Origin of the sequence: Flavihumibacter sp. CACIAM 22H1 (assembly GCF_001601815.1) — a bacterium.
GTDB lineage: Bacteria > Bacteroidota > Bacteroidia > Chitinophagales > Chitinophagaceae > Flavihumibacter.
The window spans coordinates 61118-82764 of record NZ_LUKG01000007.1 but is presented as its reverse complement, the minus strand read 5'-3'; the positions used below and the strand labels follow the sequence as shown (position 1 = coordinate 82764).

The 21647-nt window shown below is 44.5% G+C and carries 13 protein-coding genes; 12 read left to right on the top strand and 1 reads right to left on the bottom strand.

Features of this window, described 5'->3' with window-relative positions; genetic code table 11:
• The first annotated feature begins 8 nt into the window (after window positions 1–8).
• The 5 genes from A1D16_RS03910 to A1D16_RS03890 all read left to right on the top strand — a co-directional run bounded on the left by A1D16_RS03910 (window position 9) and on the right by A1D16_RS03890 (window position 10086).
• A complete protein-coding gene (locus A1D16_RS03910) occupies window positions 9–3323 on the top strand; it encodes a TonB-dependent receptor (protein WP_290707924.1) in 3315 nt (1104 codons plus the stop codon).
• A gap of 20 nt (window positions 3324–3343) precedes the next feature.
• On the top strand, window positions 3344–5152 hold the full coding sequence (locus A1D16_RS03905; RefSeq protein ID WP_290707923.1) for a RagB/SusD family nutrient uptake outer membrane protein: 1809 nt from the start codon (window positions 3344–3346) through the stop codon (window positions 5150–5152).
• Window positions 5153–5264: 112 nt separating this feature from the next.
• Window positions 5265–6518, top strand: coding sequence for a glycoside hydrolase family 88 protein (locus A1D16_RS03900; protein WP_290707922.1), 1254 nt, complete (start codon window positions 5265–5267; stop codon window positions 6516–6518).
• A gap of 38 nt (window positions 6519–6556) precedes the next feature.
• Window positions 6557–8797 carry a glycoside hydrolase family 95-like protein gene (locus A1D16_RS03895; RefSeq protein WP_290707921.1) on the top strand — a complete coding sequence of 747 codons (2241 nt, stop codon included), beginning with the start codon at window positions 6557–6559 and terminating at the stop codon, window positions 8795–8797.
• 11 nt (window positions 8798–8808) lie between these two features.
• Window positions 8809–10086 (top strand): DUF2264 domain-containing protein, encoded by a 1278-nt coding sequence (locus tag A1D16_RS03890; protein WP_290707920.1) that lies wholly within the window; start codon window positions 8809–8811, stop codon window positions 10084–10086.
• A 10-nt stretch (window positions 10087–10096) separates the two neighbouring features.
• Here A1D16_RS03890 and A1D16_RS03885 read toward each other — a convergent pair whose 3' ends face one another.
• A complete protein-coding gene (locus A1D16_RS03885) occupies window positions 10097–11758 on the bottom strand; it encodes a glycoside hydrolase family protein (RefSeq protein ID WP_290707919.1) in 1662 nt (553 codons plus the stop codon).
• Between the two features lie 142 nt (window positions 11759–11900).
• Here A1D16_RS03885 and A1D16_RS03880 point away from each other — a divergent pair, with 142 nt between their 5' ends.
• From A1D16_RS03880 to A1D16_RS03850, 7 genes are all read left to right on the top strand, one after another.
• Window positions 11901–12500 (top strand): sigma-70 family RNA polymerase sigma factor, encoded by a 600-nt coding sequence (locus A1D16_RS03880; protein WP_290707918.1) that lies wholly within the window; start codon window positions 11901–11903, stop codon window positions 12498–12500.
• A 132-nt stretch (window positions 12501–12632) separates the two neighbouring features.
• Window positions 12633–12878 (top strand): hypothetical protein, encoded by a 246-nt coding sequence (locus A1D16_RS03875; protein ID WP_290707916.1) that lies wholly within the window; start codon window positions 12633–12635, stop codon window positions 12876–12878.
• A gap of 56 nt (window positions 12879–12934) precedes the next feature.
• Complete coding sequence (locus tag A1D16_RS03870; protein ID WP_290707915.1) at window positions 12935–13711, top strand: FecR family protein; 777 nt, start codon at window positions 12935–12937, stop codon at window positions 13709–13711.
• 91 nt (window positions 13712–13802) lie between these two features.
• Complete coding sequence (locus A1D16_RS03865) at window positions 13803–17231, top strand: TonB-dependent receptor (RefSeq protein WP_290707914.1); 3429 nt, start codon at window positions 13803–13805, stop codon at window positions 17229–17231.
• A gap of 11 nt (window positions 17232–17242) precedes the next feature.
• On the top strand, window positions 17243–18940 hold the full coding sequence (locus tag A1D16_RS03860) for a RagB/SusD family nutrient uptake outer membrane protein (RefSeq protein ID WP_290707913.1): 1698 nt from the start codon (window positions 17243–17245) through the stop codon (window positions 18938–18940).
• Between the two features lie 22 nt (window positions 18941–18962).
• Window positions 18963–19406: a hypothetical protein gene (locus A1D16_RS03855; protein WP_290707912.1), complete on the top strand. Its 444-nt coding sequence runs from the start codon at window positions 18963–18965 to the stop codon at window positions 19404–19406.
• A gap of 78 nt (window positions 19407–19484) precedes the next feature.
• Window positions 19485–21623 carry an alpha-N-acetylglucosaminidase gene (locus A1D16_RS03850; RefSeq protein ID WP_290707911.1) on the top strand — a complete coding sequence of 713 codons (2139 nt, stop codon included), beginning with the start codon at window positions 19485–19487 and terminating at the stop codon, window positions 21621–21623.
• Window positions 21624–21647: the final 24 nt, after the last annotated feature.

Genomic DNA, 21647 nt, shown 5'->3' with positions numbered 1-21647 from the left:
ACTGCGTTATGCGAAATTTACTCCTGTTTTACCTGCATCGGATACCAATCCGATTTTTGATTGGATTGGTGATCCTGTTTTTGCCGGCTTTTGGCTACACCCAGGTCAAAGTTGTAACAGGCATTGTTGTTGATCAGTCCGGGCAACCGCTTCCCGGTGTTTCCGTAACCGTAAAGAACACAGAAAACGGCACTGCTACAGATGAGGCGGGAAAATTTTCTTTAGCTGTTCCGGAAAATGCGGTGTTGGTCTTTTCTGCTGTGAATTTTGACCCGTTGGAGCAACAAGTGAACGAAAGCAATGCTTTAAGGATTGTGCTTAAAGCGGCGGCGGGTTCCTTATCAGATGTTGTTGTTGTAGGATATGCAACGCAGAAAAAAGCCAACCTGACGGGTTCGGTGTCAATGATTTCGAAAAAAAGCCTGGAAACCAGGCCGGTCACCAATGTTTCATCGGCTTTAAGCGGATTGGCGGCTGGTGTTTATGTTCGGCAAGGCTCGGGCAAGCCAGATAATGATGATGCAAGCATCCGTATAAGGGGTATCGGTAGCCCTAATAACGCCAGTGCGCTGGTAGTTATTGATGGTATTCCGGGAACCATGGATGCGGTAAATCCGGCTGATATCGAATCTATCTCCATTCTGAAAGACGCTTCAGCTGCTTCCATTTATGGGGCAACGGCCGCAAATGGGGTAATCCTTATAACCACTAAAAAGGGTAGCAGGGGCAAGCCCTCTGTTACCTATACCGGTACTTTTTCTGATACCCGTCCTGTACAACTGCCCTCCTTTGTGTCTGATTATGCTACCCATATGGAATACTACAATGAGGCGCGGTATAATCTCGGACAGGGGAACCTGTACCCCCAAGCTGCTATCGACCTGTGGAGAGAGAAAAAAGCAGCCCCCCATGAGCTGAATAGTTTTGGGATTCCCAATTATGTGGCCTACGCTAATACCGATTGGGGAAAAGAAATATTTGACTATGGCTTGCTGCAGAATCATAATATTTCTGTAGCTGGTGGTTCGGAAAATACCAGGTACCTGTTTTCGGGTCGTTACCTTGATAACCCTGGAATTATGCACAATACCGGCATAAAACGGTATGAACTGCGAATGAACCTGGAAACCGCTATAACCAAGTTCCTGACGGTTGGTACACAAACCTTTGGACTATCACAAAAAGGACAGGCAGGAAATACAGATAATACAGGCCTCTTTAATTTTTTGCGGCAAACTGCACCCGGGCTGTATCCGTTTTACGAGGGTAGGTTTGGTGCGCCCTCAGAAACCGCTGTAACAGGTGAATCTCAAAGCTTAAATAACCTATTGGTTCATTTGTATGGAAATGCCGGTGAAGACCTCACTAACCGGTTAAACACCACCGTTTTTGCAAGGGTAAAGTTCCTGAAAGACTTTGAGTTTGAAACGAAGTACAACTATCAATTACGAACACTGGAAAGAAACCGCCACGTTGTACCAATTGACCGATGGGATTTTAGTGCCAATTCAATTATTGTTCAGGCTACTCAGCCCGCCCAGATGGGTATCTCCGCCGAGTTTAATAAAAACTATGTGTCAACATTTGATAATGTATTACGCTGGAAAAAAAGTATTGGCCAACATGCCATTAATGCCCTGGTCGGACATAATGAATGGTATTACAATGAAAACGGCTTCGGCGTTTCGCAGACCGGCGTTATTGATGGTACCATATACACGATTGGTACGGGTACAATTACCAATACCCCTACCGGGTACGAAAATGACCGCGGAATGCGCTCCTTTTTTGGCCGGGTAAATTATGTGTATGATAACCGGTATTTATTTGAAGCTAACCTGCGTAGAGATGCTTCTTCCAAATTTGGAGAGTATTATCGTTGGGGAAGCTTCCCTTCTTTTTCTTTTGGATGGCGGATATCAGAAGAGGCTTTTTATAAAAACTTTGAACATGTTGTTCAGAACCTGAAGGTGAGAGCATCCTGGGGCAGATTAGGTAATGAACTGTCCTTGGGCAATTATGATAAACAATCCAGTTATGGCGCGGCCAACTATTCATTTGGCGGCTCTCCCTATATAGCACTTGCCCGAACCAGGCTGGGTAATGATTCTTTACGGTGGGAAGAAGCTACCAATACATCCATTGCCCTGGAAGGGAATTTGCTTAATAATAAATTGAGTTTCGAAATTGAATATTTCAACAGGGCCACTAATAAGATTTTAACAACACTCGTATTGCCCAGTACCATGGGAAGGGTTAGCTCGCCATTTGTAAACGGCCCCAGTTTTATTAATAAAGGATGGGAAGTAAACCTGGGATACAGAAATTCCGCAGGCGCTTTTTCCTATGATATCAAGGGGAATTTTTCCTATATAAAGAATAAAGTGTCAAAATGGAAAGGCGAATTAAGACAAGGTTGGGAAAAGAATAGCAGTGGCGAAGATGTTTGGAGAACGAATTTTTCCAATGTGGCTGATCTTAGTGGTGCCAATGGCGTTATACTGGAGAATCACCTGTTCCAGGAATATTTTGTGCGCAGTGTTTACAGGGGGTCGGGTCAGTATTTTAATACCGATGGTTCCGTTAACCCGGCGGGTGGTCCAAGAACGGGCATGATTCGTACACCAGAAGATATGGTCTGGGTAAACGCGATGAAAGCTGCAGGTTATACCTTTAGTCCGCAGAATACTACCTATGATCCGGCTACCCCCGGCTCTAATAAAGGATTGCTTAATTATGGCGACCTGATCTATGATGATCTGAATGGCGACAAAGTTTATGGAAATTCGAATGACCGGTATTTTACCGGTTCCAGTCCAAACCCCAAATTCATCTTCGGATTTAGTACCTATTTTTCCTGGAAGGGTATTGATCTTGGCCTTATTTGGTTTGGCGCGGCTGGCATGCAACACTATTGGGACCAGGAGGGGTACAATAATAGCCGGTTGCAGGTTGGAAATGCTGTTTCTACCAGGGTGGCTGCCAACAGGTATTTCTATGATGATGCCAATCCGGACAATCCCCGTAATAATACGAATGGAACACTGCCCCGTTTAAAAGTTGGATCCGATGCCATTAACTACCAGCCAAGTGATTATTGGTTATATAATGCAGGATTCCTGAAGCTGAGAAATATACAGCTGGGCTATACAGTTCCCAAACACTTTTCCGATAAAATCAGTGCTACCAGTATTCGTCTTTTTGCGTCTGCGGAAAACCTGCTGACAATTTCATCTTTTGAAGGCCTGGATCCTGAAATGGGCCCCAATATCGGTTACCCAATAATGAAACAATTTGCCGGAGGAATAGTAGTTGGGTTTTAATAAGCATGAAAAAAATAATTATGAAAAGTATATCATCTGTAATAAAGCAGTTTTTACCTGTGCTTTGTTCAACGCTGCTGATAACAACAGGATGTAAAAAAGACCTGTTGAATACTACCCCTTATTCTTCTATCGGATCGGGTAATATGTGGACCACCGATAACCTTACAGATTTAGGGGTGGGAGGCGTTTACAGCGCTTTGAAAATTGGCACTTCAACCGGCGGCGTGTCTCGCCGCGAACTCTATCATTATGACCGCTTGGTTACCAGCCAGTGGCGTAGTTCAGATGCGCTCACAAATGGCACTGCAACAGCCAACGAAAGCCTGTTTGCCAACGTGTGGCAGGATTTGTACGAAGGTGTGCACAGGGCCAATGAAGCCATCGATGGAATAACCAGGATTTCGCCCAGCACACCGGAAAAAAAGGCAAGGCTGGTAGCTGAAATGAAGTTTATGCGGGCGTATTATTATTTACGGCTCAATCAGTTGTATAAAGGGGTACCGGTGTTTACCCAGCCTGTTACTGAAACAGAGGTCAAAAATACAGCGCGCAGCTCCGAAGCTGATGTCTGGAAACAGGTTATTACAGACCTTACAGAAGCAATCCAGGAACCGAATCTCCCGGTTCGTTACGATGCGGCTGTTGCCGCTCAAAGAGGCTTTATCGGGCATGCTTCTAAATCAGCGGCCTATGCGCTGAGAGGAAAGGCCTATATGTACACGAAGGAATGGGATAAAGCAATTGCCGATTTTGATGAGGTGAAAAAAGCCGGCCATGTGCTTTGGCCGAATTATTCAACACTGTTCGATATGGAACAGGAGCAAAACCCGGAGATGATTTTTTCTATACAATATCAACCTATTTCCGGAGGCTTTGGCTCAACAACCCAGTTTTATTGCGGTACAAGATCCTCTTTTGGTTCTTGCTGGACAGAATTCAATGTGAACCCGGATATTGTAGACGAGTTTGATAACCTGGATGGAAGCCCCTTCAATTGGGACCTTGTCATACCCGGATATGCTGCTATGAACCCCGAATCAAGGGAAGTATTCTTTTTGCGTAATAATGCCAGTGCTGGTGAACTAAATGCGGCTGCAACCCGGGGTGCTGCTACGGTTTTATACTTGCCGGTGGGTAATGAAGAACGGATTAAAGCAGCTTTTGCTAACCGCGATCCTCGCCTTGCCGCACAGGTTATTACCCCTTATTCAGACTACCTTGGAAGGGATGCAAATAATGACGGCAGTGATGATGTGTTTACCCTGCGCTGGCCCTATAGAAATGAAAATCCTTTATTTGATATTAACCCGGATACAAGAACCCTTGGTTATTACCTGCATCGTAAGTTTGTATATAAGGGATCCAATACATTTTACCTGGCAGATCGCGTTTCGGGTGGCATTGATTTTCCCTTGATCAGGTATGCGGATGTATTGTTGATGTGGGCGGAAGCGCTGAACGAAGCCGGTGATCTAAATACCGCTATTGAAAAAGTAAATGAAGTGAGGAGCCGGGCTGGTGTGGGGTTATTAAATAGCAGCGCAGCTACCACCGTTGCGGATAAGGACGCATTGACCACCAGAATCCGTAAAGAAAGAAGAATCGAATTTTTAAATGAAGGCATTTCTTATTTTGATGAGCTGCGCTGGAAAACACTTAAGGAAACAAGCTATGCGCAAGGCAGCGGTGCTAAGGAAATGTGGGGAAGTATAAAACGAACTTTTTCGAATAACTGGCCCGGTGATTTTTTCTATGCCTGGCCGGTTCCTGCTGCAGAAATTCAAAGAGCGCCTGTTTTAACACAAAATCCTGGTTGGCCGGAATAAGTAAGTTTTTTACTTTACCGTTTAAACCTGGTGTACTAAAATGTTATTGATTTCTGAGCACTATTGCCTGTTAGCACTGCTGTTATTTTTTATGGTAAAAATCTGGCACTAAATGAAGAACTTCTTATACCTGATTTCCTTTGTAGTTCTGTTGCTTCAAACCGGAACAGATGAAAACTCCTTTGTTGCTGAAAACGTTCAGTATGCTGCTGATAAGTATCAAAAACTGATCAAAGCTGCCGACAGCACTAAAAACAGGTTTCCACGAACCTGCAATGAAGCGGGTGATCTGCTTTCGACTGATATGTATGACTGGACTTCCGGTTTCTTCCCTGGAAGTCTCTGGTATCTTTATGAAGCTACGAAAGACACCAGCTTTCAAACTGCGGCCATTAAGTGGACCGATTACCTGGAGCCTTTAAAAACCTTTAAAGACCATCATGACCTTGGCTTTATGATGTACAATAGTTTTGGGAATGCTTTTCGTATAACCGGCGATGAACGCTATAAGTCAATAGTAGTGGAATCAGCACGTTCCCTGAGCTCAAGGTTCAGCCCGGTTACAGGAAGTATTAAATCCTGGAACTCGTTTAAGAGCTGGGGGGGCGAAGGAGTTTATACGTTTCCGGTTATTATTGATAACCTCATGAACCTGGAGCTATTGTTTTTTGCTTCCAACCATACCGGTGATTCATCATTCAGGAAAATGGCTGTTTCCCATGCCTTACAAACCATGAAGAATCATGTCAGGAAGGATTACAGCTCCTTTCATGTAGTATGTTATAACCCTCAAACCGGTAAGGTGGAGGCAAGGGAAACAGGCCAGGGATATGCCAATAATTCAACCTGGTCGAGAGGGCAGGCCTGGGGTATATATGGTTTTACCATGTGCTACCGCGAAACCAGGGACCCCCGGTTTCTAAAAACAGCACTTGGTATGGCCAATTATTTTATTGCTCAGATCAATAAGCAGGAAGATAAAATTCCATTCTGGGATTTTAATGCGAACGAAAAAGGATATGAGCCGGGAAAAAATTCCTATGCCAATAAGGTTTCAATTAAGTATCGCGATGCCTCTGCGGCTGCCATTGCCGCATCGGCATTATTGGAATTGAGCAGATTTGCTGATAAAAAGCAGGCAGCTCTTTATGTTGAAAACGCGAAAGAATTATTGCATCTTTTATCCGGTGGTATCTACCGCTCCGACGATGTTAAAACCGGGAATTTTCTCTTAGGAAAATCGGTGGGTAGTATTCCTCACAAAGTAGAAATAAATGTGCCGCTTGTGTATGCTGATTATTATTTTATAGAAGCCATGATGCGGTACCAGACCCTGCTGAAAGAAAATAAGACCAACCCTGATTAGGGCTGCTAAAAGCCTGTTTTAGATGAAAGCAATTTAATATGTACAGGATTATTGTTTTAGTATGGCTGCTTGGAAGTGGCATTCAGCTGAATGCACAACAGTTGGATATTGACTGGGAAGCATTTATGCGGCGGAATGATATGGTTTTTGATTCCCTTACCACCAACTGGGAGCAGGGTGTTTTTACTGGTAATGGACTGTTGGGCGGCATGCTCTATATGGAGGATAGCAATAGGATCAGGCTTGATATTGGCAGAACAGATGTAACAGACGATCGTAGAGAGAACATGTCGCCCCTGTTCCGGAACGCAAGATTGCCCATCGGCCGGTTTGTACTTACCCCATCGGGCAGGGTTTTACATAGCAGTGCCAGGTTAGACCTCTGGAATGCTACCGCAAATGGACTACTGATTACCGACAAGGGCAAAATAAAATGGAGTTTTAAAACGCTGTCCGTTCCGAATGTTGTGGTATTTGAAACCAGCACGGTAGACGGAGAAGAGCAGTGTAACTGGGAGTTTATTGCAGAAAAATCCGAAAGCCCCAGGGCCTTATTTAATTATGTAACAGATAAGCCGGTGGGGTATGAAAATAATCCACCGGGGAAAAGCAGCCAGGAGGAAGGTATTCATTATTTCCGGCAGCCTTTATTGGCGGGGGGAGATTATGTAACCGCCTGGACAATGCTCCAAAAACCAGGCAAGCAGGTTTACGTAATGTCGGTAGCTATCAACCGGTCGCTCACTGCTTTACCAGATGCACTGAATACGCTCAAAGAAGCTGCGGCCGGTAAGCTGGAACAATTCAACAACAACCATAAAGCCTGGTGGCATTCCTACTACAAACAAAGCTTTTTGTCTCTTCCCGACGCACGGATGGAAAGCTTTTACTGGATTCAAATGTATAAGCTGGCATCGGCTACCCGGGCAGACAAACCCCCTATGGATTTGATGGGGCCCTGGTACCGGGTTACGCCCTGGCCAGCCTATTGGTTGAATCTGAATATCCAGTTAAGTTATTCTCCCTTATACACGGCAAATCGATTAGGGCTGGCAGAAGGGCTCAATAAAATGCTGATGAACGCGCAACAGAACCTGGAATTGAATGTACCCGCACCATTAAGGAAGCAGGCTATGGCTGTTGGACGGGCAGCTTCTATAAAGTTGTTGGCACCCGTAAAGGTTCAACCAATACTGGATAGTACGGCTGCTCCGGCAGATTTGGAGCTGGGTAATCTTACCTGGATGCTGCACTATTTCTGGTTGCATTATCAATATACCCTGGAAGATTCGGTAAAACAGCAACTATATCCCCTGCTTAAAAAAAGTATTAATTACTATCTGCAGGTAATGACTAAAGACGCACTGGGGAAATGGCATTTGCCCTATACCTATTCACCCGAATATCCAGGGGGTATAACAAGAGATTGTAATTATGATCTTGCCTTATTTCGATGGGGTTGTAAAACCCTGTTAGAACTTAACAGCGCAGATCCACTGGCAGAAAAATGGAGCGATGTACTTGCTAATATAACGCCTTATCCTACCGACGAGTTCGGATTTAGGATAGGACAAGATATAGGCTTCAACCAGTCGCACCGGCATTATTCTCATCTGCTGATGATTTATCCATTGCATCTTGTTAACTGGGAGGATAGAGTTAACCGGCCATTAATTGAAAGGTCCTTGAATCGATGGCATAGTTTCAGGAATGCCTTGCAGGGGTACTCGTTTACCGGAGGTGCTGCAATTTATGCAACCATGGGTAATGGCGATAAAGCAGTTGCTTACCTGAATCAGTTATTCGATGCCTATATTAAACCCAATACCATGTACCTGGAGTCGGGGCCGGTAATCGAAACGCCGCTTGCAGCAGCAGAATCCATTCACCTGCTTCTATTACAGTCATGGGGTAATAAGATCCGGCTATTTCCGGCTGTTCCCGATAATTGGAAGGAGCTTAGTTTCGAAAATCTTCGGACACAGGGCGCTTTTCTTGTAAGTGCTGTAAGGCAGGAGGGCAGCACCAGGTGGGTAAAAATCAAGAGCTTGAAAGGGGCGCCCTGTATTATTCAACCGGGTATAGAAGGCCCTGTCAGGGTCAAAGGGAAAAAGGCAAAGCTGGTTAAGCTGGAGGAGGGAGTATATAGCATAACACTAAAAAAAGGAGAGGAACTGGTATTATACAGCGGTGCTAAGCCGGTACATAAGCAGGCAGGTGCAGTAAAGCAGGAAGGGAAGGCGAATTTTTGGGGCCGGCCTAAGAGCATTGTTCAATAAACTGGTGTTGAATGAATGGATATAATATGCAATGGAAAATAATCTGGAACAGGTATTGTATGGCGGTTTGGCTGCTGGTACTGGCGTATCCGGTTGCCGGGCAAACTCAACATAAGAGGAACGAACCTGATGAGCCAGGGGCTGCTGACCGGCGCTTCTGGGTTCATGCGCTACATAAAATAGCCTACCCTGTTGTACACCATCTTTCATGCGGCAGTTTAGCGCAGCAAATGCCGGTTGAAGTGCCTCCGGGAATGCATGCTGAAAATTTTAAAAAGGTTACTTACCTCGAAGCAGTGGGAAGAACCTTTGCAGGTTTAGCGCCCTGGCTTGGTTTGCCGGATGATAATTCGGAAGAGGGGCTACTGCGCACACAATTAAAACATAAAATTGTGCAGGGCTTAACGAATGCGGTTGATCCTTCCAACCCCGATTGCCTGAATTTCAAAACTGAACTGCAGCCTATTGTTGATGCAGCTTTCCTGGCTCATGCATTTTTACGTGCTCCACATGTGTTTTGGACCCCGTTAGACAGTGTCACCAAAAGAAGATACGTCGACGCGTATAAATCGTTAAGGAATCGTTCCGGTGCCTATAATAACTGGCTATTGTTTGCCGGCCTCAACGAAACTTTCTTGGTGAGTATAGGCGAGGACTATGATCCTGCAAGAATTAGTTTTGCCAGGAATAAACTGAAGGAATGGTATGTGGGAGATGGCTGGTATAGCGACGGGGCAACATTCAGCCTGGATTATTACAACGATTATGTAATTCATCCCATGTTGGTGGATATGCTTAAAGTGCTGGTAGATAAAAAAATGGCCACCAAAGCTGAATACGATCAGGCCTTACTGCGGATGGTTCGCCATTCTGAATTTTCTGAACGCATCATATCACCAGAAGGAAGCTTTCCACCGGTCGGCAGGTCAATTACTTATCGGACAGCCGTTTTTCAAAGCCTGAACCAGGTTGCTGTATTGGAAAAATTGCCGGCTTCCATTAAACCGGCGCAGGTTCGTAGCGCCTTAACAAAAGTGTTTAAGAACATGTATGAAGGGAATCAGAATTTTGATTCAGCGGGTTGGCTGGTGCTTGGCTTTAATGGCCATCAACCGGCACTGGCAGATACCTATACATCAACCGGTAGCCTCTATATGGCTACACTAGGTTTTCTGGCCCTGGGATTACCGGCCGACAATAAATTCTGGACCGATCCGCCAGCTGACTGGACCTCCAAAAAAGCCTGGAGCGGCTTGCCTGTTAAAAAGGATTATAAAGTTGAGTATTAGTGCATTTTGCTTAGTTAAAGGGTATGGTGCTGAATCCAAAACCGGATGAAGTAGTGGTGGGGTCATTTATTTCGATGATAAATGCATAGGCAGTACCTTTTTCCAGTTGATAAGAAGTAGTAAGGTCAAGGATGTGTTTTCCATAAGCAACAATGGGAGGAACCCGTCCGCCGGCAATTTCTTTTTTACCCTCCGGTGTTTTTACCCAAACGGTTAACCGGCTTTCTACTGATGGTGCAATCCCTAAATTTTCTACAACAATCTGCAGGCTGGTTTGGCCGGCACCTGCTTTAAAAGCCGGGCGCAGCGCTGATAAAATTGCAGCGTCGTACTTCACCCAGGGAACGCGGGTATAGCCAAATAATAGCTTGCCCGATCGGTATTTTCCAAGTAGTTTAGGTGCAAATTCTTCAGCAGACAAACCATGGCCTTCAGCGCTGAAACGTAGTAGAAGATCTTTGCCCTGTTTTTGGGTGGATACCACACGGGCGCCTTTCCCGTTGTTTACCTGTTCAGAAGAACCAAAACGGAGCGATTCAATATCCAGATCCTGCTGTGGATCAAAACCTGGCTCAGCAGTTAGCCTAATCTGAATGGTTTCGTTGGATCCGGGGAACTGTTTGTTCAGCAGCGTGATTAATACCCCTGGATTCAGCGGTATGGAAATATTTTTAGAGCTGTGCCGGTCATTGGCCTTATCCTCTTTTTTTAGGGTATCAATTACTGCAAAGTTGGCCTGTATGGCTCGCCCATAGCTGTCCTGCAAAATTTTAATTCGTTCAAATTTAAACCAGTCTTCCAAGCGGCCATCTTCGTGAAAAGCTACACCGGGTACATAAGCTTCTCCGGGGTCGGTAATCCAGTTAACGCCATCTTTGGAACGTAAATAATAAGCTATTCTACCCAGCCAGTCATTTACGATCATATTATACTGCACATGGTCTTTCCAGATAACCGGATCTTCAAATTCGCCTGCCACATCCGGGTAAACTCGTTTATTCGAAATTTGCCGATAGGTAGAAAGACCTGTTTGGCTGACCCAGATCCCGCCACCGCGGCAGACCATCAGATAGGAGCCATCGGGGCGTTGGGCAAAGCTGAGGTTCGAAAGGCCTTCGATGATGGGTCGATCCCTGGGATCAAATTCGAATTTTCCTTCCTTCCAGGGTCCGTTTAAACTGGTTGCAACATAATTTTTATCGATACAGTAAAGCACCAGTCGCCCGTCTTGCAAACGAAATACTTCCGGGTTATGACCGCTGCCAATGGTGTCCTTAATAATGTAGGGGCCAAAGCGATTTTTACTGGTGGTACGGTATACGATCGAATGCGGCCATTGTGCATGCCCTTTTGGCGAGCTTTCCGGCCAGCCGCAAACAAACAGGTGGTAGGAACCATCTGTGCCCTCGAGAATATTACCACCCCAATAGGAGCGTTCAGCATCTTCAATTCCGTTGTCGATATAGCGGGGCAATACATTCGAACCGCCCCATACCTGGCTGCTTAAAACACCTTTCGGCATCGGCAAAAACCGGTCTTTAAACGCGGCACCTTTTACAAGCTGTTTCCAGCTTGCCGGCCGCGGCCGTTCAGTAACCTGGGCAGAAACGGTAGCTATTCCTGATAAACAAAGACCTATAGATGCGATTGCCGTGTAAAGCGCTTTATTCATTTCTTCTAACTGATTTGGGAAAGCACTAAAATACCACATGAACCACATGCTGACTACCAGACGATTAGCGCGTTATTGCTGGAAATTATCTTTATGTAAAAAAGAAAATTGTACATTCATCCGGCTATTGAAATTAACTGTAATGAAGTCTGAACAACAACTTTGGGAAGGTTTTTTAGCGGGCGACAGAGATGATTTTTTAAAGTTGTATGAAAAATATTATCCGTCTTTATATTTTTTGGGCATTAAGCGTACGCACGATGCAGGCGTAATAAAAGATATTATACAACAACTGTTTCTGTATTTATGGGAGAAGCGAGTTGGGTTAACGGTTCCCCAAAACGGAAAAGCCTATGTAACACAGTCGTTTCTGCGAAAATTAAATGCAGACTGGCTCTCTTTCGAGCGGAGAAATACACTGGAAGTGGCATGGTCATCCAGTTATCTTATAGACCAGCCCGGTCCGGAAGAATTATTGATCCAGGAACATACCCGCAACCATAGCAGTGAACTGATAAAAGCCCTTATAAGCACCCTTCCAAACAGGCAGAAGGAACTGGTTTTTATGCGATTTTATGAAGGCCTCAGTATTGATGAAATCGTTGAAAGAACCGGCTTGGCGCATAGAACCGTCTACAATAAAATTCATGAAGCGGTGAAAGCCATGAAGCAGGAGATTTTTTCAAATCCCGCCAAATTCGGAAGCCTCGACCAATTCACCTTCTTCCTTGCTCTATTTTAACCGAAACTATTTTTATTTTCTCTACTTAGGGTAAATAATTGTTACCAAATGCTCTAATGAATAAGCACCTGTCAAGTTATCGGGTGGCCTTAGAAGAATTTAGACGTTTAGTAACCATATAAATAGTTCAATTTGACCATTGAAGAAATGCTGCTGCATGAGCAGTTTCACAAGTATTGTTTGGAGTCAGATCCTGCAGCGATGGCTTATTGGCAAGAATACCTCCTGGCCAATCCAAAAGACAAGGCCTTGCTGGAAAGGGCAAAATTGCTCTATAAAGAACTATACGTGGGATTGGCAGATCTTGATCTGGAAGAGCAGAAAAGAATCTTATCTGAAAAAATACAAGTAACGGCGAAGCGCCGGTTATTCGCCTGAAAAATAAAGGAGTAGTTCGCAAAAACCGGATACTGGCAATCGCTGCCTGCCTGCTATTGCTCCTGGCTGTTGGTTGGCTATGGGTACATACAATTAGTGGCGCTGCAGCAACCGCAGAAAGCCAGCACTTTGCTGCTAACCCCGGGGAAAGAAAACATATTCAGTTACAGGACGGTTCTGTTGTACGCCTGAACGGCGGAAGTCAGCTGGTTATTCCACCGGGTTATGGAAAGGAACATCGCAGGCTGGAATTAGCAGGGGAGGCTTTTTTCGAAGTGCAGCATAATACGGACTTGCCTTTCATCGTAAAGACCGAGTTAATGGCGGTTAAAGCCGTTGGTACCTCCTTTAATGTAAAAGCCTATCCCAATTCCGGTATTGATGAAGAAACCACGCTTATTTCAGGAAAAGTTCTGGTAGCATTAAAAAATAAAGCAGATACTTTTCAGTTGCTGCCGAATCAGAAAATTAAAGTTTCCCGTACCAGTGATGCTTTATTACAAAAAAACATTGCTGCAGTTAAACCGGCAGATACATCGGCTATGGTAAGTATACAGCCAATTAAACAGAACCAGGATGGTGATGTAAAGGAAATAGCCTGGATGGACGATAAACTGATATTTACCGATGAGTCTTTTGAAGAAATTGTTGTTTCCCTGGAAAGATGGTTTGGTGTAACAATATCATTTGAGGATGAACTGCCCAGGAATTATCGGTTTACCGGAAGTTTTCAACGATTGGGATTGCAGGATATTCTTGAAATACTACAGGAAACCCGATCATTTAATTACCAGATAGAAGAAAACGGAAAAAAGGTCACCATTCAAAAATAAAAGCAGGGTAATGCGCTAACATTCCCTGCTGGCTGAGTTTTTTAAACAGCGGGTCGGCTGTTTTATTTATTAACCAAACCAAGATAAAGGTATGAAAAAAAATCATGCTTATTGGTGGGGGCTACCATCTCCCGCCATCCCAAAACTACTGCTAATTATGAAACTAACGGCTGCTTTCATTCTGGTAGCTTCCATGTCCCTCAGTGCTGCCGGGTTTTCCCAGGATGCAAAGATTACGATGCATTTGAAGGGGGTAAAAATGGCAAAATTGCTGAAGCTGATTGAACGGCAAACAGCTTACCGTTTTGCGTACAGTAATGACATATTGCCTGCGGATGTAAATGTATCGGTTTCAGCCGTGGACCAACCGGTAAAAACGGTACTGGAATCAGTATTAGATATCCATGGAATTAATTTCAGGTACCTGGAAGCTTCTAACATAATCGTGCTTTCAAAAAAACCGGAGATAAATAGTTTATCCGGTCAAACGGCTTTAGATAGAGTTATTACAGGAAGAGTAACAAATGAAAATGGTGAGCCATTAGAAGGTGTTACGGTTTCTGCAAAAGGAAGCAATGCCGCCACTACCACAGATGCAAGCGGTGCTTTTTCCATTGAAGTAGATGCTTCCGTGTCGATACTGATTTTCTCTTACATCGATATGGAGCGGCAGGAAGTTAATGTTAATGGAAAACAAGTGGTTTCCGTTAACATGAAACGCAAAGAAAATATTGCGGAAGAAGTGGTAGTGGTAGGTTATGGAACCACATCCAGGAAAAAACTGGTAAGCGCGGTTTCTACTATCAAAACCGATAAAGTGGTTGGATTGCCCTTTACCAATATGGCCGACGCCCTTGCAGGAAGAGCGCCTGGTATCATTACACAAACCTCTGGTGGAGAGCCTGGACAGGGATTTGCCAGGATTGCCATAAGAGGAGGAAGTGGTCCTGACAGGGATGGTCCGCTGTATGTAATTGATAATATTATCGGCTCTTATTCTCAATTCGCTAACCTTCAGCCGCAGGATATAGAAAGCATATCTGTACTGAAAGATGCCGCAGCCACTGCCGTATACGGTGCCAGGGGCAGTAACGGTATTATCCTGGTTACTACCAAAAAGGGTAAATCAGGTAAAACCACGGTTAATTTTTCCGCCCTCTCCGAATGGGGTGCTCCTACTGTTTTGCCTAAGCGCATCAACTCTTATAACTATGCACTTGCTGTTAACAGGGCAGCTGAATTGGATGGTTTAGGACCCAACTACCGGTACCGCCCGGGTCGTTTGGATACCATTAAAAATCAGCTCGATCCTTATCAGTTTGGTAATACCGATTGGTATGATATTACCCTTCGGAAATATACTCCGCAGAAACGCTATGGAGTAGACATGAGTGGAGGAAATGATAAAACCACTTATTTCGTATCACTGGCGTATTTTAACCAGGGAAGTAACTATACCACCAATGTAACCACTTTTGACAGGTACAATGCCAGGGCAAGTGTTACAAATAATTTTGATAAAGCCGGTATAAAAGTAGGCGCTAATTTAGATGCCTTTATTACCAAAGGACGTTATCCCGGGCCTAGTGCAGATGCCGGAGCAATCTGGAGTCATCTCCAGAATACCCCGCCACTTCGTCCACCTTATAACCAGGATGGTACTTATTCAGACGGTAGCGATCATCCCCTGGTGGATATTGATCCCCGTACCGGTTATGTCAGAAATCAAAGCAATAACCTTAACACCAATGTGTTTTTGGATTGGTCCATTCCCTGGGTTAAAGGATTGAAAGCAAGCTTTCAGGGAAACTATCGCTTTGTAGACGATTTCTCAAAGCGTTGGAACACGAGGGCTCCCCAGTTCAGCAGCATCGGTGTTCCCCAGCCTTTACCAACCATTACGTTGGAACAGGAAGCCAATAAATACTGGACCTATACGATCCAGTCAAAATTGGAGTATACAACCAGTTTCGGAGAACATGACCTGGGCGTGATGGCATTGTTTGAACAGGCAGAAGAATACAGTGATAATATGTCTGCGTTTAGAACCAATTTCGTATCGCCTTCCGTTGATCAGCTGTTTGCAGGCGGAGTAGACGGACTCAGAAACAGCGGTACCGGTTCAGAAGGCGGACGCCAGGGTGTAGTAGGCAGGTTGCAATATGCCTATGCCAATAAATACCTGTTAGAGGCTTCGTTCCGGTATGATGGTACAGATAATTTTGCGCCCAACAGGTGGGGGTTTTTTCCTTCACTCGGCCTGGGATGGGTGGTATCCAGTGAAAAATTCTTTAGCGGCATTAAGCAAAAAGGTATCCTGGATTATTTGAAATTGCGGTATTCATTAGGGGTGGTAGGAGATGTAACGTATAAAGACCCCAACAATGAAAACCGGGTAACCCGTTTCCCATATATTTCTAATTATGGACTTAATTCGAACGTGTATGTGGTGGGTGGTAGCCTGGTGAACGGATTCAGCGAAGGAAGACTGGTTGATCCGCTGGCCTTGAGCTGGTATAAAACAAACGATTATAACACCGGCCTGGATTTTACCACTTTGAATAATAAACTATCAGGAAGTGTAGACTATTTCTATAAACGCACAGCTGGTTATATCACCAACCCGGCTGCCGGTTATACTACTCCGCTGGGAACAGCTTTGCCGCCAGTGAAAGCAAATAGTAGTTTCCGTCGTGCTGGTTGGGAATTTCAACTTGCGTACTCCAATACTATTTCCAAGGATATATTTTATTCCATTGGCGCTAACCTAACTACCTACCAGGAACTTTGGGAAAGAAATGACCGGGAGGATTCAGTAACCCTTAAGAATCCATTTACCCGTACTACGCATGAAACGGATTTCCTTACCAGGGGATATGTGAACAATGGTTTTTACGGTTCTGTGGAAGATATTATTGCCAACCCCAGACGTACTTCTGCCAACCAGTTAGCTGCCGGAGACCTGTATTACCAGGATATTAACGGAGATGGCAAACTCGATGGAAATGATCAGGTCCGTATTGGAAACTCAGCCTTCCCGCATACCAGTTATGGGGTTAACCTAACATTCGGGTTCAAATCACTTTCGCTCGATATGTTATGGCAGGGAACGGGAAATAGAAGTTTTTACAGGGATGGTACACTACAATCGAGAGATGCAACCTTTATTGTATTTGATTACCAGCGGAATTTCTGGACGCCGGAAAATCCAAATGCTGATTTCCCAAGAGCAACCCTGCAGTCAGGCCTAAACAGTAATAATAATTACACTACTTCCGATTTTTGGCTGGTAAATGCAAGATACCTGCGCCTCAGGAGTTTGCGCTTGGCCTTTGACGCGAAAAAGCAATTCCCTACTCAGCTTAATTTTCTTTCCAGTTGTACAGTTAGTCTGAATGCAACGAATTTGCTGACATTTTCACCGGCTAAAAAATATTTTGATCCCGAAACAAGTAGCGCATCCAATTATGGCTACCCGGTTCAAAAAGTATTTTCCCTTGGTATCAATGTTGGTTTTTAAATTTTTTTATTATGAAAAAAATAATTTTTTTCTATACGCTTTTAATAACGGCACTTTGTTCCTGTACCAGGGAAGTGCTGGAGAAACGCCCCTTGGATGGGTTTAATGAATTATCTGTTTGGGGCGATGCAAAACTGGCCGAAGGTTTTATCTATACAACGTATAATGACATTGTCCGGAATTTATACTATTTCGGAAATATTGATGATTGGACAGATAATACCTGTAATAACTACACCAATAATGTGTCTCTTGAAAATATTGATAACACTTATGACGCGGGTTGGGATCAATATGGCAGAATCAGGAAATGTAATCTTATTCTGAAAAAAATGGGAGAATCATCTCCCCTTACAGAGCAGCAGAAAAAACTATTCATTGCAGAAGCAAAATTTCTGCGAGCCATCACCTACTACTACATGGCGCAGCGTTTCGGTGGCGTAATGATTGTAAAAGAGGTGCTGGACCAGAATACACCCGATTTTAAATTTACCCGCAGCACCATCCAGGAAGTATATGATTTTATCCTGGAGGATCTTACCCAGGCGGCGGCTGATCTTCCGGCTACGGCAGTAAGTGGAAGAGCTTCGAGCACAGCGGCGCAGGCATTTATCTCCAGGATTGGTTTGCAGGCAGCGGCTTATGTACCAGCTAAAAAGCAGGATTACCTGCAAATGGTAGTAACTGCATCCGAAGCGGTTTTTGGAACGGCTCATGCGATGGATGCTGATTATATGGGTATGTTTAATGATTTCTCCAAAGGACAATCGTCAAAGGAAATTATTTTCGGATACTACCTGCTGGCCGCCAATAATACCTTTTCCGGATGCCTGCTTCAAAGTTTAAGCCCCAATAACAGGAACGAAACACTGGATGCCGGATATGGCCCCGCATTTGTACAGGATATGCAGGGCTGGCCCGATCGGTTTCCTTCGCAGAATTTGGTGGATGAATACGAGGTACTGGACCAGGATGGCCTTGCAAAAAGATGGAATCAAACCTCTTATTACACGAATTATACTGCCAATGGAGGTTATGCATCAGACGTGTTGTATAAAAACAGGGATAAGCGTTTCTATGCAACTGTTGCCTACGATTCATCAACCTTATTGAAGAACCGGATCCTGACCAGGAAAGGGGGCAATATGTACAGGCTCAGCAATAAGCTGAGTGATTGGGGTGTGTCAGAATCAAATTACTACATGAAAAAAAATGTGTATGAAGAAAAATTTGTTTGGTACAGCGATCCAACCAATCACCATCGGCCAATAATCCGCTTAGGTGAAGTATATCTTAACTATGCCGAAGCCTTACTGCAACTTAGTGCACCCAGGGTAAACGATGCGGTGGCTGCCATTAACAAAACCCGTACCGTTCATGGAAACCTGCCTGCATTAGGTACCTTAAGTTTGGCAGATGCCTGGACGGCCTACAAGTCTGAAAGAAGAGTGGAACTGGCATTTGAGAATGATCGTTATTGGTCTTTGTTGAGATGGGCGAAATTTGAAGGAGTTACGGTTATCCCGGAATTAAATCAAAATGTTCGCGGTGTGGATATAGAAGCGGATGGCAAAGGCTTCAGCTTTACCAATATCAGCCTGAATGGAAATACCGGGCGTTTGTTTACCCCGCGCAGGTTTTTATTCCCTGTTCCGTTAAATCAACTCCAGGCAAATCCTAACCTGGCTCCTCAAAACACAGGATGGTAATGTTAACCCCAAAAAAATAAACATGAAAGTTCAATACAGCGTCGGAATTATACTACTTATGTTTGTGGCATTCAGCTCCTGTCTTAAACGTGGCCTGGATGAATTACCGACATTTTCTGATACAAAAATAGACCGGTTTGATTTTGAGTACCGGTGGAACGATAATGGTACGTTCCGGGTTGTTCGTTTTAATACGAATAGTACTATTGAAAATGATAATATCACGGTCACCACTACCGTTCCGGCGGCATCCGGCTCATTTACAAGCCAGGTTCGGAATGAAATTACACTTTCAAATATTGTAGGCATGTGTAATATTTCTACCGCTGCAACCATTAAGCCGGTAGACGGAGCCCCTGAATTAGGCGTGCCGGGTAATTATTCAAAAAATGTCAGTTATGAGGTAACTGCTGCAGATGGCAGAACGAAAAAACGTTGGAATGTAGTAGTTAACCTAATAAAATAAGCGGTTTCTCGTTCGTTTTTCTTTTCATTAGCCGCTTCAATTCTTTGAAGTGGCTTTTTTTTAAAAAATTCTCCCTACATGTACAAGCCATTTTTCCTAAGCCTGGTTGTTTTGGGTAGCTACTGTTGCCAGGCCCAAACCAAGCCAGATCCGCTTACCAGTACGCGGGCGCTGCTTCAGCGGGTTCTGGGTGAAAAAGCAGCAACCATCAGATTAGCCCTGGATGGTACTCATCAACAGACCGATCGCTATCTGTATAAATCATCCAATAATAGTTTATACGTTTCCGGAAATTCAACAGTAGCCCTGGCAAGGGGGGTGTATGATTATTTTAAAGATCAGGGCCTGGGTATGATGGATTGGGCGGGGCATAATTTTGATTTGCAGGCTGCTTTTCCGGAAGTAAAAGAGAAAGCAAGGCAGTCGCCGTTTAAAATACGGCAGGCATTTAATGCAGTTACACCTGGCTATACTACCCCTTTCTGGACCTGGGAACGTTGGGAAAAGGAACTCGACTGGCAGGCCATGCATGGCTTCAATATGCTGATGGCACCTGTTGCCACAGAGGCAATTGCGGCCCGGGTATGGAAAAAACTAGGACTTACCCAGCAGGAAATCGATTCTTTTTATGTAAGCCCTGCCCTGTTACCCTGGCAACGAATGGGCAATATTCAACAGGTGGGCGGCACCTTGTCGCCGGCCTGGCATAAGGAGCAGATTGCGCTGCAGCATAAGATATTAGGTAGAATGCGCGCACTGGGAATGGAACCTATTGTACAATCTTTTGCCGGCTTTGTTCCAAAAGCAATTAAAAGAATTTATCCCTCCCTGGTACTTCATGAAACGCTTTGGAATGATGGTTTTGCGCCTGCACAACGGCCCTCCATGATACTGCCCGATGAACCGCTGTTCAAACTCATTTCGCGCTTGTATATGGAAGAATGGAGAAAAGAATTTGGTAAGGCAACCTATTACCTGGTAGATAGCTTTAACGAGTTGGAATTGCCGGATGCGGACAAACCGCCAACAGAATTACTGGCAGAAATAGGAAAACTAACCTTCGAAGCAATTGATACGGTACAAAAGGATGCCGTATGGGTGATACAGGGGTGGATGTTTGGGTACCAGCAAAAACAATGGCCGCCGAAAAATGTGAAAGCCCTGTTCAGTAAAGTGCCGGATAACCGCTTGTTAATATTGGATTATGCCAATGATTATGCAACAACCTGGGCTACTCATAACGGGTTTAATGGAAAACAGTGGGCTTATGGCTTTGTGCCGAATATGGGCGGAAAAACTGCCTATACCGGCAACCTTCAACTCTATGCCAATGGAGCAGCTACAACCTTAAAAGATCCCAACCGGAAAAACCTGGTGGGCTTTTCGCTTTCGGGTGAAGGACTGGAAAATAATGCGGTTGTATATGAGTTACTGACCGACGCGGCCTGGTCTGCCGAACCAATAGATTTTTCTGCATGGATAAAATCCTATGCCCAAAACCGCTATGGGGCATTTCCTGCCGACATGCAAAAATCATGGGATTTGCTCCTCAAAAGCAGTTATTCTTACCTGGTAGATCACCCGCAGTTTAACTGGCAAACTGCGCGTTTTTCAAAAGGACGGGTGGATCGAAGTGCGGAGTTTTATACATCGGTTAAATTATTCTTAGCCTGCCGCCAAGCATTCCAGCATAATACCAATTATGTAGCTGATGCAGTTGAAAGAGCTGCATTGGTGCTGGGATTGAAGGCGGAAGACCTGTTTTTTGCAGCAGCCAAAGCCTATGAAAACAACGCTGTTCAGAAAGGCGACCAACTGGCTACCACCGCACTTGAAATGCTGACCAATCTGGATAGATTGCTGGAATCTCATCCGCTCAATCGTTTAGATCGTTGGCTCTACTTTGCTGCCTCAGGCAGTAAGGATACCATGCTGGTTCAACAAAAATTAGCAAGCGCCCGCCGAATAATAACTATATGGGGACCTCCTGTAAATGATTACAGCTGCAGGCTATGGGCTGGTTTGGTTAGAGATTTTTACCGCCCACGTATGAATTACCTGCTGAACCAGAAACGATCGGGAATAGCATGGGATAAAAATGCCTGGGAATTGAATTGGGTAGAGCACGCCATACCAAGCCGGGTAGAGCCCTTTCCTAACCCGGTAGAATTTGCGGCAGCCCTTGTTGATGGGGCGCTTGAACTAACCATTGATTAAAGAAAATTAAAGCAGTAAGAGCTT

Coding starts and splice junctions, on each gene's coding strand:
- A1D16_RS03910 (WP_290707924.1), top strand. CDS start 9: ATGCGAAATTTACTCCTGTTTTACCTGCATCGGATACCAATCCGATTT.
- A1D16_RS03905 (WP_290707923.1), top strand. CDS start 3,344: ATGAAAAGTATATCATCTGTAATAAAGCAGTTTTTACCTGTGCTTTGT.
- A1D16_RS03900 (WP_290707922.1), top strand. CDS start 5,265: ATGAAGAACTTCTTATACCTGATTTCCTTTGTAGTTCTGTTGCTTCAA.
- A1D16_RS03895 (WP_290707921.1), top strand. CDS start 6,557: ATGTACAGGATTATTGTTTTAGTATGGCTGCTTGGAAGTGGCATTCAG.
- A1D16_RS03890 (WP_290707920.1), top strand. CDS start 8,809: ATGAATGGATATAATATGCAATGGAAAATAATCTGGAACAGGTATTGT.
- A1D16_RS03885 (WP_290707919.1), bottom strand. CDS start 11,758: ATGAATAAAGCGCTTTACACGGCAATCGCATCTATAGGTCTTTGTTTA.
- A1D16_RS03880 (WP_290707918.1), top strand. CDS start 11,901: ATGAAGTCTGAACAACAACTTTGGGAAGGTTTTTTAGCGGGCGACAGA.
- A1D16_RS03865 (WP_290707914.1), top strand. CDS start 13,803: ATGAAAAAAAATCATGCTTATTGGTGGGGGCTACCATCTCCCGCCATC.
- A1D16_RS03860 (WP_290707913.1), top strand. CDS start 17,243: ATGAAAAAAATAATTTTTTTCTATACGCTTTTAATAACGGCACTTTGT.
- A1D16_RS03855 (WP_290707912.1), top strand. CDS start 18,963: ATGAAAGTTCAATACAGCGTCGGAATTATACTACTTATGTTTGTGGCA.
- A1D16_RS03850 (WP_290707911.1), top strand. CDS start 19,485: ATGTACAAGCCATTTTTCCTAAGCCTGGTTGTTTTGGGTAGCTACTGT.